This window comes from Verrucomicrobium sp. BvORR034, from assembly GCF_000739635.1.
Taxonomy (GTDB): Bacteria; Verrucomicrobiota; Verrucomicrobiia; order Verrucomicrobiales; family Verrucomicrobiaceae; genus Verrucomicrobium.
Genome location: NZ_BATQ01000155.1, coordinates 29,670 through 45,807 on the forward strand (window position 1 = coordinate 29,670; position 16,138 = coordinate 45,807).

10 protein-coding genes are annotated in these 16,138 nt (G+C 61.8%); 6 read left to right on the forward strand and 4 right to left on the reverse strand.

Going from position 1 to position 16,138, the window contains the following annotated elements; translation table 11 throughout:
- Positions 1-202: 202 nt before the first annotated feature.
- The 3 genes from BV034_RS27505 to BV034_RS27515 form a co-directional block, all read right to left on the reverse strand.
- Positions 203-586 (reverse strand): hypothetical protein, encoded by a 384-nt coding sequence (locus BV034_RS27505; protein WP_050030162.1) that lies wholly within the window; start codon positions 584-586, stop codon positions 203-205.
- A gap of 45 nt (positions 587-631) precedes the next feature.
- Positions 632-991, reverse strand: a complete 360-nt coding sequence (locus tag BV034_RS27510; RefSeq protein WP_050030163.1) for a YciI family protein — start codon at positions 989-991, stop codon at positions 632-634.
- A 493-nt stretch (positions 992-1,484) separates the two neighbouring features.
- Entirely contained in the window at positions 1,485-1,997 is a 513-nt protein-coding gene (locus BV034_RS27515; RefSeq protein WP_050030164.1) for a DUF1801 domain-containing protein, read from the reverse strand.
- Positions 1,998-2,220: 223 nt separating this feature from the next.
- Here BV034_RS27515 and BV034_RS27520 point away from each other — a divergent pair, with 223 nt between their 5' ends.
- On the forward strand, positions 2,221-4,050 hold the full coding sequence (locus BV034_RS27520; protein ID WP_050030165.1) for an NPCBM/NEW2 domain-containing protein: 1,830 nt from the start codon (positions 2,221-2,223) through the stop codon (positions 4,048-4,050).
- A 402-nt stretch (positions 4,051-4,452) separates the two neighbouring features.
- A complete protein-coding gene (locus tag BV034_RS27525; RefSeq protein WP_050030166.1) occupies positions 4,453-8,631 on the forward strand; it encodes a choice-of-anchor D domain-containing protein in 4,179 nt (1,392 codons plus the stop codon).
- A 309-nt stretch (positions 8,632-8,940) separates the two neighbouring features.
- On the opposite strand, the gene BV034_RS27530 is transcribed toward BV034_RS27525, so the two are convergent.
- Positions 8,941-10,320 carry an L-serine ammonia-lyase gene (locus BV034_RS27530; RefSeq protein ID WP_050030167.1) on the reverse strand — a complete coding sequence of 460 codons (1,380 nt, stop codon included), beginning with the start codon at positions 10,318-10,320 and terminating at the stop codon, positions 8,941-8,943.
- Positions 10,321-10,440: 120 nt separating this feature from the next.
- Here BV034_RS27530 and BV034_RS27535 point away from each other — a divergent pair, with 120 nt between their 5' ends.
- The 4 genes from BV034_RS27535 to BV034_RS27550 all read left to right on the forward strand — a co-directional run bounded on the left by BV034_RS27535 (position 10,441) and on the right by BV034_RS27550 (position 16,079).
- Entirely contained in the window at positions 10,441-11,349 is a 909-nt protein-coding gene (locus tag BV034_RS27535; RefSeq protein WP_050030168.1) for a dihydrodipicolinate synthase family protein, read from the forward strand.
- Between the two features lie 39 nt (positions 11,350-11,388).
- Positions 11,389-12,702: an aminopeptidase P family protein gene (locus tag BV034_RS27540; RefSeq protein ID WP_050030169.1), complete on the forward strand. Its 1,314-nt coding sequence runs from the start codon at positions 11,389-11,391 to the stop codon at positions 12,700-12,702.
- Positions 12,699-13,637, forward strand: coding sequence for a proline racemase family protein (locus BV034_RS27545; protein WP_050030170.1), 939 nt, complete (start codon positions 12,699-12,701; stop codon positions 13,635-13,637). The genes BV034_RS27540 and BV034_RS27545 overlap by 4 nt, the downstream gene beginning before the upstream one ends.
- 114 nt (positions 13,638-13,751) lie before the next feature.
- Entirely contained in the window at positions 13,752-16,079 is a 2,328-nt protein-coding gene (locus BV034_RS27550) for a prolyl oligopeptidase family serine peptidase (RefSeq protein ID WP_050030171.1), read from the forward strand.
- Positions 16,080-16,138: the final 59 nt, after the last annotated feature.

Sequence of the window (16,138 nt, forward strand, 5' to 3'; positions counted from 1 at the left end):
TCCTGCAGAAGGCCTGCAGCGCTGCAGAACGAGGTCAGTGATTCCTCGCCCTCAACGGCCGCCCACGCCATACAACGACCCGATCGTTAGACCACGAACCAAGCCCTCGGACCAGCCACACCTCATCACATCTTGTTAATCCATCAGAAATCTTGTTAGTCCTGTCTCTACAACGTCCCCTCCACCGCGCCACGCCACGCCCTCACCACCGCATCACGGCGAAGACGCCCGAGGCCCCGATTGACAGCGCCAGAAGATACATGGCGACCTTGTGGACCACAATCCACGCCCTTCTCTTCTTTTTGCCAAAGAGCATGACCACGCCACTGATGAACAAGGCAATCAAGGGCGGCCCGGCGAATGACAGCGCCATGGTGCCAATGGACATGGTGGCGCTCCCGGTGACGGATTCAATGGCGTTCATGCAAGCCCCGATGCCCATGGCGACCAGGAAGAACAGGACGATGTGAATCCCCAGCCAGCCGACCGGATACGGCTTGGGAGAACGGGCCAAACGGAAGCCCACGGCAACCGCGGCTCCAAAGATCAATGCGGTCGCGAGGAAACTGATCAGAACAGAATTCATCAGGCGGGATCCTTTTGTTGCAGGTTCAAAGAGGCGGGCCCTGGGCTACTTGCCACCGGTGGCGAAATAGGAGCCTGCCAAGGCCCGCACTTCGATGCAGGCAAAGGCCGCAGAGGGATGGCGGGCGGCCCACTCCAGCGCCTCATCAAGCTGGGGCACATCGATCACGACGAAGCCGCCGAGGAATTCCTTGGTCTCAGGATAGGGCCCATCATGCACCTCGCGTTGACCGTTCCGGATGGCGACCATGGTGGACTTCTCTGGCGCATCCAGCCCTGCTCCGGCGACAAAAACGCCTGCAGCCCGCAACGCCTCGCCATACGCCATGCCGGCGGCCCTTGCGCTGGCAACGTCATACTGGTCACCGGCCTCTTTGTTCATGTGCACGAGCAGGGCGTATTTCATAGTGTTGGAATCGACTGGAGTTGGCGGGTTGGATTGCAGGAAGGATCAGTGTCGGAGCGCAGACAGTGCCGTCGACGCCCCGCATCGATGACGGGTCACCCAGACCCATTTCGACATTTCGGGAAAAAGAATCAAAAAAATGTGGGGCCGGGGAGGCGATGAACGCGCTTCACCAGACTCTCTCCAACGATGGGCTGCGCTGCAATGCCTGAGTCTATGGGAACTTGGTGACATCGTCGACAAGGCGAAGCTTGCAGACGCTTCAGCTAGTGCCTCCTCACGTCGACAACTACATGGGCGCTGGGTGGTTGGTGATCAAAGACCAGTGGGCAAGCACGGCGGCGTGAGCCATCAGGTTGGGTAAGGATACGAAGGGTGTTTGAGCAGGCCCTCTGCCGTGCGCCCCCCTGACGCCTGCCCCTGCGTCCCATCTTGTAAATCTGTCAAAAATCTTGTTAATCCTGTCTCAGAAATGCCCCCCTCACCCCGCCACTCACAACTTCTCTCCAGGCAACAAACTGGCCTGCTTCACCCAATCAGCGAACTGGGCCTCATCGAATGGCTTGTCCTCGTAGATATCGAGATATCGGGTGTCCTGGCTTTTGGAAGTGCCGGGGGGCACAGGGTTTAACGCGAGGCCGCGGAAGAACGTCACTTTCACGTATTTGTTAAAGCAATGGTAAGCGACAATCCAGGTCTTCCCATCCAGACCATAGAAGGGAGAGTTCCATTTCACGGTCTTGTACACCCCGGGGACGGTGCGCTCGATGATCGCATCAAGCCGACGCCCGAGGTCGCTCTTCCAACCCGGCATGGCAGCGATGTAGGCCTTTACGGGTGCATCGCCATCACCCTTGGCAATTTGCGGATTGCCGCCTGAAAGCAAGACCACCTCTCCGGGGTTCGTCGGCTTGAGCGGGGCGGACTTGGAGGCAGCCTTGCGGGGCTTGGCGGAGGCGGTCTTCTTCGCGACCTTCACCGATTTTTTCGAGGGTTTTTCGGCCATGGACTGGTAGTTGGAGATTTCCGCAGATCTTGCGGGCTCAGTTCATAAATCACAAGGCGGAAGTTCACGTCAACGCGCTACCAGAAAGCCAGCGGCATCCCCACCCCGATTCCCATCTTGTTAATCTTCTCAAAATCTTGTTAATCCTGTCTCACCAGCCCCCTCTCCACCTCCCAAGACGCCCAACCGCGTCCCAGTTCTGCAACTCAGGCCATTTGCTCAGATGTCTATCCCGCTGCGCCCCCTCCTCATCCTCTGCGGACTCGGCCTTGGTCTGAACCTCACTGCGGCCACCCCGCAGGAGGAGATCGACACCCAGGTCCCGGCAGCCCGCAAGATCCTGGACACCTGGCAGGCGGACCAGCCACAGAAGGAGGAGCGCTACCTGCATCTGGTGTACTGGACGCCGCGCGATCGGGAGCCCGCTCCGCGATATCGCGAGCGCCTGTCAAAAATCCTGGAGAACATCCAGGGGTTTTACGCCCGGGAGATGGAGCGCAATGGCTTGGGCCCCCGCACGATCAAGCTGCAACATGAGCAGGATGGGCTGGTGAAGATCCATCTTGTGAAGGGGGATGCCCCCTACTCCGACTACGCCGTGCAGAGCGGGGGCAAGATCCGCAAGGAATGCCTGCCCGTGCTGGAGAAGGCGGGACTGGATGCGGAGAAGGAGACGATCGTGATCTTCTGCAACATGTCGAACTGGGATCCGATCAAACAGACGATGTCGCAGAACAGCCCGTACTACGCTGGCGGGACCAACCGCAACGGCACGGCCTGGCAGGTGGACTCCCCGCTGCTGGACCTGGATCTGCTGGATGACAAGGAGCCATTCCTTCAGGATGGGCAGTACGGCAAGATCTCCTACGGCCGCTACAACACCATCTTCATCGGCGGCGTGGCCCATGAGGTGGGCCATGCACTGGGACTGCCCCACAACAAGGCGCGGGCCGACCAGTCCGCCCTCTGGGGCACAGCGCTCATGGGATCAGGAAATCACACGTACAGCGAGGAGCTGCGCGGGGAGGGCAAGGGTACTTTCCTCTCCCTCGGCGAGGCCCTGCGACTCGCCTCCCACCCCGTCTTCTGCGGATCGGTGAAGGGGTTCGATGTCAAACCCAACGCGGTGATCAGCGAGGCGAAACTCACGCCCTCGGCAGACGGCAAGTCCTTCACCTTTACAGGCCGGGTCGAGGCGGATCCGCCGGTGTATGCCGTGATCGGCTACATGGACCCCGCAGGCGGCAGCAACTATGACGCCACCACGCGCACCGCGGTGCCGGATAAAGAAGGGCGCTTCAGCCTCGCCTGTAATGCCCTGAAACCCGGGCGCGCGGGGATGCTGGGAATTGTAGCCGCCCAGGCAAACGGGGCCATGAGCTCCTTTGCATCACCCGGAGCAGAGCGGACCTTTCCCTACTATGTGGAGTCCGATGGCCGGGTGGACCTGAGCGCCACGCATGCGGTCGAAGCGCTGGCTCCGCTAATGAAAGCAGTGAATGACCGCCAAGAGGTGGCCGTGCGCCTGGCTCTGGATGAGCTGGCGAACAAGAGCGTGGAACCCCGCATCCTGGAAACCGCGCAGGTGCTGGCGAATACCCTGCAAGGCAAGGCAGGTCCCCACCCTTCGCAGGTGGACGGAAATGTGTGCCAACTCTCTGACGCTGCTACTCTGGAGGTCGAAGTGGGCTATGGACGCCCCTTGATCAACCGCCTACCCGCGCCAGACAATTTGCTGATCGCCGGTAGCCGCCTCTACCCCCGCGGCCTCTATGCTCACGCACCTGCCCGGCATGTCTGGGATCTGGGCGGCAAGTGGACCCGCGTCAAAGGCGTCGCCGGCCTCGCCACGGGACATGATGGCTCCGTGAACTGCCTCATCATCGGCGACGGCCGCGCCCTCTGGCGCAGCCCCAAGCTGCAGGACGGCAGCGCCGTGGAGTTCGACGTGGAGGTGAAAGGCGTGCAGAAGCTGGAGTTCAAAGTGACCGATGGCGGCAATGGCAATGGCTCCGACTGGGGCGTGTGGCTGGATCCGGTGGTCGAGAGGTAAGACCAAAGACTGGAAGACGAAAGACAGAAGACTTGAGGTCGGGGGAGAGAAGTCCCCGCCCGGAGTGATGCCATCCCAGGAGCGGCGGTTTGTGCTGGCACAACCGCCGGGGTGAGCGGAGAGGCAACGCGGCATTCCTTCGACCCCATCTCCTGACGTTCCCAGCAAGATGCCGGGAACAGCACGCAGGATGCGTACGCTCCCCAGGGCACAGGGGTGCGAGTGTTGGTTGAGGAGGGAAATCCATTGGCCTATTGCACTGAACCGGCGGGACGCCGGTGGCACGCACAGGCTGGAGGACTGTGTCACGAGCATCGCAGGCATAGGGGCGCTCATCACGACAAGGCGAAAACCATTTTCAGTCGTCGGGATTTTGCTTAGACTGCCATCCTGCACACCCCCATGCACCTCTCCACTCCCTCCGTCTTCCAGCGTCTATCCCTGTTTGCCACCGTCACCATCGCCTGCGCTTGGTGCGCGACGATGATGGCAGCGTCAGGAGACCTCGACCCAAGCTTTGGCTCCGGTCTCACGATTGACCAAGCGCCGACCACCATGGCCATCCAGCCGGACGGGAAAGTCGTCCTGGCTGGGAAATCGTTTCTAGTCAGTGGTCGTGTTCGTCATGGCCTGTTTCGTTTGAACGCTGACGGCGCTCCGGATATCACCTTTCAACCTGAGACCTTTCCGGGAGCCGAAGTCAGCTCTCTGGCGGTGCAGAGTGATGGCAAAATCTTGGCAGCGGGCATCCTCTCCACCTCTGCCAATGAAACGCCCCGCCCCACGGTCACCCGCTACTTACCCGACGGGAGACTCGATACCACTTTCCAAGCTCCCATCCTCCGCGGACTCTGGGACTCAGGAAACACACGTCACGTCTCGATCCTATTGTGTCCGGATAAGAAAATCCTCGTCAGTGAGGTGGAGCAATACACCTTTTTCAGCAGGGCCTATCTACGCAGGCTGAACGCCAACGGGGCTTTCGATACCAGCTTTGATCGGGATTACTTCTTTGATGGTGGATCGATCAAGTCACTCGCTCTTCAACCAAATGGCAAAATCATCGTCGCGGGCAGTTTCGAGTCCTTCTATGCCGGATCTACCTATGGAGCCGGCCCCAACATCAGCCGCCTTAACGCTGATGGATCTCTCGATACCACGTTCGCTCCAGCGCTGGAGATCCATCCATACAACGAGATCCAGGACGTCCTGGTCCAACCCGATGGCAAATTGATTACCGTGGGAGTCATGAGGTATGAGAGCGAGACCTCTTACGTTCAGCTCACACGACTCCTCGCCGACGGGGCGCGAGACACCAGTTTCACAAGCCTTCCCGTTGTTGGTGCTCCGTACTATTTTTTGGAAGCTGCACTCCAGAGCGACGGCAAATACGTTCTCGCTCTTCCTGGAATCTTGCCGACCGATGTGTCTTGGCCTGGGAATCTCTTGCGCTTCAACAGCGATGGCACGCGCGATAACACCTTCGTCGGAAACACCGGTCAGAATGTCTCCGCCCTAGCGCTCCATCACGATGGGAAACTGGTCGTAGCGGGGGAGTTCCCAGAACGAGTGCAAAGACGGCTCAATGAAGCTGGCACGCGACAGCTCAGCATTCCGCTAGCTGGCAAAGTGCGCTGGACACGCACGGGCACCAGCAGTGCGCCATCCCGAGTGGCATTTGATTTTCTTAATGCCCAAGGCTCGGTAACTTCCACCGTGTTTCCGTCCTACGGATCGAGCTACTGGGAGTGGTCCGGCACCATCCCCGCTGGCAATGGTGCGATCCAAGCGCGCGCAACATGGGCTGGTCATCATGATGTGCAGACCATCGCCTTGGGAACCCCCTCCCCAGAAATCGCGGTGAGTCAACAGGACAGCAATGTTGCGGACAATGCCTCGACGGTAAGTTTCACAGACGGTGCTCCCGGTACCGCCACGACGCGAAGCTTCACCATCGCCAACACGGGGCCCGGCACGCTCACAGGAATCAACACTTCCATCACCGGTTCACAGGCTGGCGCCTTTCAAGTCATAGCCCCGCCCGCCTCAGCACTGAGCTCTGGGGAGGCCACTACGTTCATCGTGAGGCTCCAACGCACCAGCGTGGGGAACTACAGCGCCGCCCTGCACATTGCCAGCAATGACGCAGACGAATCATCCTTCGACATCTCCCTGACGGGTAGCGCCACCGCCAGCACTTGGAATCGCACTTTCACTGATCCGACAAGCGGTGCCGTTCAGTCCGAAGGATTCGACGCCACAGGAAATGCCTTGGGCACGATCATTGTGGATCTGGATGCCAACGCCAACACCGAGCTGGTGCTGGTAAACAACACTTCCAACAGTCCCGCGGTGGGACAGTTTACAGGGTTGCCCGATCGCAGCATTGTGGATGCGGCCTACAGCGCCACCCACGGCTCGAGTCCGGTGAAACTGCAAATCCGGTACGACGGCGGTACTGGCAACGACATCGTGTTGGTGCTCCTCAATCCGGGCCAACTGGACCGCGACTTTGTGGCCCCTCCTGACATCACGGTGCATGCCATGGCGGAACAGCCGGATGGCAAGATCCTCATTGGGGGTGAAAACGATGTGAGCTCGTCCCGTCGACTTCTCCGCATGGATGCTGCTGGCAATGTGGACTCGACCTTTGATATAGGCACCGGCCCCAATGTGAACGGCGTGTACTGCGTGGCAGTGCTTGATGATGGCAAGATTCTCGTGGGAGGTGCCTTCGATTCGTTCAATGGAACCAGTAGATCCAAACTGGTGCGCCTCCTGCCAAATGGAGCAGTTGACCTCACCTTCCATGCACCCACCATCACGAAACCTGTGAATGTTCTGCGAGCACTCGCGGATGGCAAGATTCTCGTGGGAGGTGCCAATGACCTTGGAGTTCGTCGTCTCCTGCCTAACGGTGGAGACGACACGACATTCCTCTTCAATCGTGAGGGCCGCCCCGTGACATTCACTGGAGAAATCAACACCATCGGCATCGCGCCAGACAACTCTTTGGTGGTGGCGGGAAGAATGTACTACGCCTATCCTACCGGCACGCCTACCCTCGTCATGGCCCGTCCTCACGCTTTCCGGTTTACCGAAAATGGGCAACTCATCGGTATGATCCCCCTGACAGCCGATGGGAAGTTCCTGGTAGGCGGCCTTGGGATGCGACCCAATGGCAAAATGATTGCGGGAGGAGGAGGCGAAAGAAGCCTAATGCTTTGGTCAGCAGATGGAGCCTTGGCTGAACGCACGCACAGCGGATCGGCTGGAATGATTCCGGCAGCTCTGCAAGCCGATGGCAAAGTCCTGTCTGCGCGCAACGGCCCCGCCCCCTACAATTGGTCGGGACCCGAAACCTACCCGACGCCCAGCGGCTCAAGAGTGCGGCGATTGCTGGTCAATGGTGACGAAGACGCATCCTTTGATCAGGGCACCGGCACCGGGTCCCAATGGGTCGAGCATCTCTGCCTGCTATCCTCCGGCAATGCACTCGCCGCCGGCCCCTTCATCAACTACGACGGGCATCCCACTCAGCGAATGGCCTTGTTTGTCACCAACACCCCAACCAACCATCTGCACCGCACCAGCCAGAGCTCCATTCGCTGGAAGCGGGGCGGCGGGGCACCGGAGGCAGATTCGGTCACGTTTGATGTCTCAGACGCCTCGGGCCAGACGTGGACACGACTGGGCCAGGGCAGTCGGGCGGCCAATGGAGAATGGGAAATAACTGGAGCTACCATGCCGGTCGCCGGCTTGATCCGCGCCCGCGCGCGGGTGGTGGGCGGGCGCTACAACGGCAGCAGCGGCCTTGTGGAGCATGTACAGGCCTATGATTCCAGCGCGCCAGAACTGGCCGTGGAAGCGCCAAATGGGACAGACCTTCAGGCGGAGAGCGCCTTCTACAACTTTGGTATGGCCGCGCAGAACACACCGGTGACCCGGTCATTCACCCTGCGCAACACCATTGGTGGCACGCTGAATGTGAGCGCTGCTACCACAGGCGGGCAGCAGGGCGATTTTGTGATCACGACCTCTCCCGCCACGACCTTGACGGGCGTGCAATCCACCGTGGTAACCGTCAGGTTTATCCCGGTCACTCTGGGCACACGCACGACCACCCTGCAGATCACCAGCAATGACCCGGATGAGAGCCCATTCCTCGTGGAACTGTCCGGCACGGGCGTGACGGCTCAGCAGGGCTGGCGGCATCAGCACTTCAACACGACCAACAACACCGATGACGCTGCCGATCTGGCCGACTTCGACAAGGACGGTCTTCTCAATCTGATGGAGTTCGCCTTCGATCTGGATCCAAAATCTGGGAACACGACCAACGGAGCGGCCAAACTCCCGGAGCCGGTAGTGGAAGGTGAGCATCTGGTGATCCGCTTCACGCCGCCTGCGGCAGGTGTCGCCGCAGGGTTGACTTATGGAGCCCAGGCGAGCGCGACGCTGGAGGCGAATTCGTGGACCCCAGTGTCAAATACGGGGACGGGTGGCGTGCATGAGTACAAGATCCCGCTGGCTGGAGAGCTGCGATTCATGAAAGTGACGGTGAACGGTGGCGGGAACTGATGAGCGAGCAGCCCCAAGGAGCGGCGGTTTGTGCTTGCACAACCGCCGGGGGTGAACAGGGAGCCAACGTGTCATTCCTTCGCTCCCGTCTCCTGAAGTTCCCGGTAAGATGCCGGGAACAGCACGCAGGATGCGTGCGCTCCCCAATACGGAGGATTTCGGGGCTGCTGGTTGAGGGAGGAAATCAATCGGCCATTGAACTGAACCGGCGGGACGCCGGTGGCACGCACAGGCTGGAAGCCCGTGTCACCCCTGCCTCAGGTCTGATGTCTGGCGTCTGGCAGTCTGGTGTCTCAGCGCGTAGCGCGTTCAACACTCCGTCACATTCACCGCGAGCCCGCCACGGGAAGTTTCCTTGTACTTGCTGCTCATGTCGGCGCCGGTCTGGCGCATGGTGGCGATGACCTTGTCCAGGGACACGGTGTGTTTTCCATCACCACGCAGGGCGAGGCGGGCGGCGTGGATGGCTTTCACTGAGCCCATGGCATTGCGCTCGATGCAGGGGATCTGCACGAGGCCGCCGATGGGATCGCAGGTGAGGCCGAGGTTGTGCTCCATGCCGATCTCGGCGGCGTTTTCCACCTGGGCTGGGGTGCCGCCCATGGCCTCGCAGAGGGCGCCGGCGGCCATGGAACAGGCCACTCCGACTTCCCCCTGGCAACCCACCTCAGCGCCGGAGATGGAGGCGTTGAGCTTGTACAAAATGGCGATGGCCCCGGCAGTGAGCAGGAAGCGCACGATGGTGTCTTCGTCCTTCACACGGTGCACGCGCACGAGATAGTGCAACACCGCAGGCACGATGCCGGCCGCGCCATTTGTGGGGGCGGTCACCACGCGGCCCCCGGCAGCGTTTTCCTCGTTCACAGCCATGGCCCAGAGGCTCACCCAGTCCAGCGCGACGAGCGGATCCTGCAGGGCGGCTTCAGGCCGGTCAGAGAGTTCTTGAAACAACTTGGGCGCACGGCGCGGCACCTTCAATCCACCGGGGAGGATTCCTTCACTGCGGCTCCCCCGTTTCACACACGCCTGCATGGCAGCCCAGACTTTCAGCAGGGCGGCACGGGTGTCTGACTCGGGCCGGAAGGCGGATTCGTTCGCCAGGGTCAGGCCGCTAACAGAGAGACCGGTCCTGGCACAGAGGTCCAGGAGTTCAGTCCCACTGCGATACGGATGCGGCAGCACCACCTCTGTGGAGGGCAGTTCATCCCGCTGGGCCGCACCCTCCGGCACCACGAACCCACCTCCGATGCTGTAGTACACCTTCGACAGGAGCTCGTCGCCCTCCGCATCGTACGCCACAAAGCGGAGACCGTTGGGATGGGCGGGCAGGCTTTCCAATCGATGAAACAACAGGTCCCGCTTTTCCTCAAAGGGGACCTCAAGGCTGCCACCCACTTTCAGCGTCCGTTCCCGGCGGATGCGCTCCAGGCGAAAGGGCACCTCGTCCACATCCACGCTCTCGGGCAGCTCCCCTTCCAGACCCAGGAGGACGGCCTTGTCCGTGCCATGCCCCTTGCCGGTGAGCGCCAGGGATCCGTACAGATGGGCTTCCACCCGGGCGGTTTGCGACTGCAGCCCGGCCTCCGCCAGTCGCTGGGCAAAGCGACACCCCGCCCTCATGGGACCCACGGTGTGGGAACTGCTCGGCCCGATGCCGATGGTGAACATGTCGAGGACGGATAGGCTCATGGAAAGTGGTCGGTTCCAAAGTCTATGACCGCATCCGGCGAAGTGATTGTGAAAAAATACCACTTTGCCCGGGGAAATCAGACAAGATCAACGGCCGCACCTCTCCTAGAATGGTGAACGATGAGTACCTCCCACCCTTGGACCGGCGTCTTTCCGGCCATCACCACACAGATGCACCGCGATGGGTCCCTCGACCTGGATGCCACCGCCACCCATGCGGAGGTGCTGATTCAGAGTGGCATCCGCGGCCTGATCTTTCTGGGCTCCCTGGGGGAAAACCAGATGCTCACCTCTGCGGAGAAGCGGTTGGTGATGAAGGAGATGGTGGGGGCGGTGAAGGGCCGCATCCCCGTGGTGAGCGGGGTGGCGGAAACCAGCACGGCGGACGCCACCGCCTTTGCCCGCGACTGTGAAGCCGCCGGGGTAGATGGCTTCATGCTCATGCCGGCCATGTGCTACAAGACGCCAGATCCTGAGGAGACGCTGACCCACTTCCGGACCGTGGCCGCAGCGACCGGGCTGCCCATCATGATCTACAACAACCCGATCAGCTACGGGAACGACATCACGCCGGAGATGTTCGCCACACTGGCGGACACGAAGAACTTCGTGGCGCTGAAGGAGAGCTCCGGCAACACCCGCCGCATCACGGACCTGCGCAACACTGTGGGGGACCGCTATGCCATCTTCACCGGGGTGGATGATCTGGCGCTGGAATCCGCTGTGCTCGGCATCGATGGCTGGGTGGCCGGGACCGGGATCGCCTTCCCGAAAGAAAACCAGCGGCTCTGGGAGCTGATGCAGGCTGGGAAGTGGCAGGAGGCCGTGGCCATCTACCGCTGGTTCACCCCGCTGCTGCACCTGGATGTGCACATCAAGTTCGTGCAATACATCAAGCTCTGTGTGCAGGAATGCGGCCTGGGCAAGGAGTGGACCCGCGCCCCGCGCCTGCCCCTGACCGGTGCCGAACGTGAAGCGGTGCTCAAGGTCATCCACGATGGCATTGCCAGCCGACCTTCGGCCGGATAACCCTGCTGAATCACAAGTCATAAATTCAGGATTGAAGCCATGCGACACGCTCCCATTGATTCCAGGCTTTTTGTCGATCACCGGGCGCGGCTTGCCGCGCTGATGCAGCCCAACTGCCTGGCGGTGGTGAACAACAACGATGTGCTGCCCACGAATGCGGACGGCTCACTGGTGCTGCACCCGGGCGCGGACCTGTTCTATCTCACGGGGGTGGAGCAGGAGGAATCCATCCTGGTGTTGTTTCCCAGTGCCCATGAGGAGAAGAATCGTGAGATCCTCTTCCTGAGGGAGCCCACCGAGCATGTGCAGATCTGGGAAGGAGCCAAGCTGGGCAAGGAGGAGGCCACCCGGATCAGCGGCATCGCCAGGGTGGAATGGCTGGGGGCCTTTCCCGGCATCTTCCACGCCCTCATGTGCGAGGCAGAGGGTGTTTATCTGAATGCCAACGAACATCCGCGCGCCCAGGTGGTGGTGGAGACACGGGAGGCCCGGTTTGTGAAAGAGACGCGGGAGAGCTACCCGCTGCACACCTGCCACCGGCTGGCGCGGCTGCTGCACCAGTTGCGCACGGTCAAGTCAGCAGACGAGGTCACGCTCATCCGGAAGGCCTGCACGATCACGCGCGACGGGTTCGACCGCGTGGCCCGCTTTGTCCGCCCCGGCGTGACGGAGAACCAGGTGGAGGCGGAGTTCGCCCACGAATTCATCTCGCAAGGGGCGAAGTTCGCCTACAGCCCGATCATCGCCTGCGGGGCGAATGCGCTGGGGCTGCACTACATCCAGAACAGCGACACCTGCCAGGAGGGCGAGCTGCTTCTGCTGGATGTTGGCTCCTCGTACTGCAACTACAACTCCGACATGACGCGCACGATCCCTGTGAGCGGTCGCTTCACCCCGCGCCAGCGGCAGGTGTATGACGCCGTGTTCCGCGCCTACACCGCCTGCGCGGCCGCCTTGAAGCCGGGGCTGCTGGCCAAGGACTGGCGGACCTTTGCCCAGGAAGCCGTGCAGAAGGAACTGGTGGACCTGAAGCTCATCACCATGAAACAGGTGCGTGCGCAGGGTCCGGAGAAGAAGGCTCTAGGGAAATACTTCATGCACGGCGTGGGGCACCCCATCGGCCTGGATGTGCATGACGCGCAGCCCGTGGATGCGCCCCTGCAACCCGGCTGGGTCATGACCTGTGAGCCGGCGATCTACATCAAAGAGGAAGGGCTCGCCGTGCGGTTGGAGGACACGCTGCTCATCACCGACGACGGCGCCCAGAGCCTGATGCATGACATCCCGATGGAGGCCGAGGCGATCGAGGAGCTCATGAACCGGAATGCCAAGGGAGGGAAGCGCCCTCGATGAATGCACCGCTTCAACGCGTGCAGGTCATCGACTCCCACACGGGAGGCGAGCCCACCCGTACCGTCATCAGCGGCGGTCCAGACCTGGGCGGCGGCACTGTGGCGGAACAGCTTGTGGTGTTTCGCGAGACGCAGGATGCCTTCCGTCGCGCGGTGGTGAATGAACCCCGCGGCAACGATGTGATCGTGGGCGCGCTGCTGGTGCCCCCCAGCGATCCCACGTGCACGGCCGGGATGATCTTTTTCAACAACGTGGGCTATCTGGGCATGTGCGGCCACGGCACCCTGGGGGTGATCATCACGCTCGGCCATCTGGGTCGCATCCAGCCCGGACCACTCAGCCTCGAGACCCCAGCCGGGATGGTGCAGGCACACTGGGAGGGCGGCCACCGGGCCAGTCTCACGAATGTGCCAGCGTATCTGAAGGCGCAAGATGTGACGGTGGAAGTACCCGGCCTCGGTGAGGTGACGGGGGATGTGGCCTGGGGCGGGAACTGGTTTTTCCTCGTCACCCGGCATGGGGAGGAACTTTCCCGCGCCAACATCCCGCGCCTGCTGGAAGTTTCAGGAAACATCCGTCAGGCGGTGAATGCGCAGGGTCACCCCGAAGTGGATCACGTGGAGCTCTTCGGCCCGCCGCAGTCGGGCGGCAACTCACGGAACTTCGTGCTCTGTCCCGGCGGAGCGTATGACCGCTCCCCTTGCGGCACGGGCACCAGTGCGAAGCTGGCCAGCCTGGCCACACGGGGGCTGCTGGAGCCCGGGACACCCTGGGTTCAGGAAAGCATCATCGGCAGCACCTTCACCGCCTCCTACACCTGGCTGGACCGCGAGGCGGGCACCCTCCTGCCGCGTCTTAGCGGCACCGCGCATGTGTGTGCTGAGGCCACGCTTTTACTCGACACCGCCGACCCCTTCTGCTGGGGTATCATTTGAGGGGAGGGGTTAAGAGTTATGAGTTATGAGCCAAACGCAGGCTGAAGCCTGTACTCCGTACAACTTCGTTCCCAACGCCTTGCCTACTGACGCACCGACGTACTGATCTCTCCGATGCACCCCACAATTCTTTTCCTCACCCTCCTGCTGCCGCAGCTTTGCGCCGCGGCTCCGCTGGACTACCCTGAGGCACGCGCTCTGGCCTCTCGCACAGAGAACACCATCTTCCGCGCAGAGGTCCGCCCGCACTGGCTGGAGGATGGGCGCAAGTTCTGGTACAGTGTGAACACGGGGCCGACAACCCGGGAGTACGTGCTGGTGGATTCCATCACCGGGACCGTGAAACGGGCGGCGACCCTTGAGGAGCTGAGCCTGCCGACAGACGGCAGCGATGTGGACCTGCCGGTGATGCGGGCCACCCGCAGCACGGGTCCCAAAGCCCGGCTCCGCGTTCTGAATCATACAAAGGATCCGGTCGAGCTCTTCTGGAGCGACTTCGACGGGCAGCGGCGCAGCTACGGCCGCATCCAGGCTGGCGATGACCGGGAGATGGAGACGTTTGCGGGCCACGTCTGGGTGGTGGTGAACTCGCTGGGCAAGCCGCTGCGTGCCTTCGAGGCCCGTGAGGGCACGCTGGAGGTGGCCGTGGATGGCACGGGAGAACCGCCCAAGGATCCCAAGACGGAGAAGCGCGAGGATCCACGTCTCTCCCCCGACAAGAAGTGGCGGCTGGAGTTCCGCGATGACCAGCCCTTCCTGGTGAATCTGGACAACAATGAGGCCTCCGCCCTGGAACTGCCTGCGATGGACAAGACACGCTGCAGCGGACCCGTGGAGTGGTCACCGGACTCACGGCATGTGGTCTTCATGCGGCAGCATGAGATCCCAGGGCGCAAGGTGCGCATCGTCCAGTCTTCGCCATCGGACCAGTTGCAGCCGAAGGTGCAGACGCTGGACTACCTGAAGCCTGGCGATGAACTGCCCCGCCCGCGCCCGGTGCTGGTGCAGGTGGCAGAGCGCCGCGCCATGGTGCCGGACAATGCGTTGTTTCCCAATCCCTTTGCCGAAGGCCCGGACCTCGATGTCCGCTGGTCGGCCAAAGGGGATGAGTTCTACTTCAACTACAACCAGCGGGGCCACCAGCTTTACCGCATTCTCGCCGTCAACGCCGCCACCGGTGCCGTGCGCACCGTGGTGGAGGAGACGAGCAAGACCTTCATCGACTACACGAACAAGACCTACCGCGAGTGGCTGGACGGCACGGGCGAGCTGCTCTGGACCAGCGAGCGGGATGGCTGGTGCCACCTGTGGCTCTATGACGCAGCGACGGGCCAGCCCAAGCTTCAGGTGACCAAGGGTCCCTGGGTGGTGCGGAAGGTGGAGCATGTGGATGCCGTGAAACGCCAGATATGGTTCATGGCCGGAGGCGTGCGGCCAGAGGAGGATCCTTATCACCTCCATCTCTACCGGGTGAATCTGGATGGCACGGGCTTTGTGAAACTGACGGAAGGCGACGGCACGCACAGGATCACCTTCTCACCGGATCGGGCTTGTTTCATCGACACCTGGTCGCGCGCGGACCAGCCGCCGGTGACGGAGCTGCGCCGCAGTGCCGACGGCACTCTGATCAAGGAACTGGAGCGGGCGGACATCTCTGCCCTGCTGGCCACGGGCTGGACCCTGCCGGAGCGGTTTGTGGCCAAGGGACGCGATGGCAAGACGGACATCCACGGCATCATCGTCAAGCCGGCGGGCCACGATGCCGCCAAGACCTATCCGGTGCTGGAAGAGATCTATGCCGGGCCGCACGGAAGCTTTGCGCCCAAGGAATTTGGTCGCCTGCTCCGGCAGCAAACGCTGGCGCAGATGGGCTTTGTCATCGTGCAGGCGGATGGCATGGGCACGAACCACCGCGGGAAGGTTTTCCACGACGTGAGCTGGAAGAATCTCAAAGACGCTGGCTTCCCTGACCGCATCGCCTGGATGAAAGCAGCCGCCTCCACCCGGCCCTGGATGGATCTGAATCGCGTGGGCATCTACGGAGGCTCCGCCGGGGGACAAAGCGCCGTGCGGGCACTGCTGGATCATCACGACTTCTACAAGGCCGCCGTGGCGGACTGCGGTTGCCATGACAACCGCATGGACAAGATCTGGTGGAACGAGCAGTGGCTGGGCTGGCCAGTGGATGACAGCTACAAACTCAACTCCAATGTGGAGGACGCTGGCAAGCTGCAAGGGCACCTCATGCTGGTGGTGGGTGAGCTGGACAAGAACGTGGACCCGGCCTCCACGATGCAGGTGGCGAACGCCCTGCAACGGGCGGACAAGGACTACGACCTGCTCATCATGACCAACACGGGGCATGGCGCGGCCGAGACGCCGTATGCGAGCCGGAGGAGGGCGGAGTTTTTTGTGCGCTGGCTGGGAGCGGAGAAGAATTAGGAATGGAGCATCAATTCGGTCCCAAGCCTGCTGTGGCAGTCATGAAACGGAAACCCTGG

What these genes read in the sequence shown, in the direction of transcription:
- BV034_RS27505 (WP_050030162.1), bottom strand. Translation starts at nt 586, where the DNA reads ATGAATTCTGTTCTGATCAGTTTCCTCGCGACCGCATTGATCTTTGGA.
- BV034_RS27510 (WP_050030163.1), bottom strand. Translation starts at nt 991, where the DNA reads ATGAAATACGCCCTGCTCGTGCACATGAACAAAGAGGCCGGTGACCAG.
- BV034_RS27515 (WP_050030164.1), bottom strand. Translation starts at nt 1,997, where the DNA reads ATGGCCGAAAAACCCTCGAAAAAATCGGTGAAGGTCGCGAAGAAGACC.
- BV034_RS27520 (WP_050030165.1), top strand. Translation starts at nt 2,221, where the DNA reads ATGTCTATCCCGCTGCGCCCCCTCCTCATCCTCTGCGGACTCGGCCTT.
- BV034_RS27525 (WP_050030166.1), top strand. Translation starts at nt 4,453, where the DNA reads ATGCACCTCTCCACTCCCTCCGTCTTCCAGCGTCTATCCCTGTTTGCC.
- BV034_RS27530 (WP_050030167.1), bottom strand. Translation starts at nt 10,320, where the DNA reads ATGAGCCTATCCGTCCTCGACATGTTCACCATCGGCATCGGGCCGAGC.
- BV034_RS27535 (WP_050030168.1), top strand. Translation starts at nt 10,441, where the DNA reads ATGAGTACCTCCCACCCTTGGACCGGCGTCTTTCCGGCCATCACCACA.
- BV034_RS27540 (WP_050030169.1), top strand. Translation starts at nt 11,389, where the DNA reads ATGCGACACGCTCCCATTGATTCCAGGCTTTTTGTCGATCACCGGGCG.
- BV034_RS27545 (WP_050030170.1), top strand. Translation starts at nt 12,699, where the DNA reads ATGAATGCACCGCTTCAACGCGTGCAGGTCATCGACTCCCACACGGGA.
- BV034_RS27550 (WP_050030171.1), top strand. Translation starts at nt 13,752, where the DNA reads ATGCACCCCACAATTCTTTTCCTCACCCTCCTGCTGCCGCAGCTTTGC.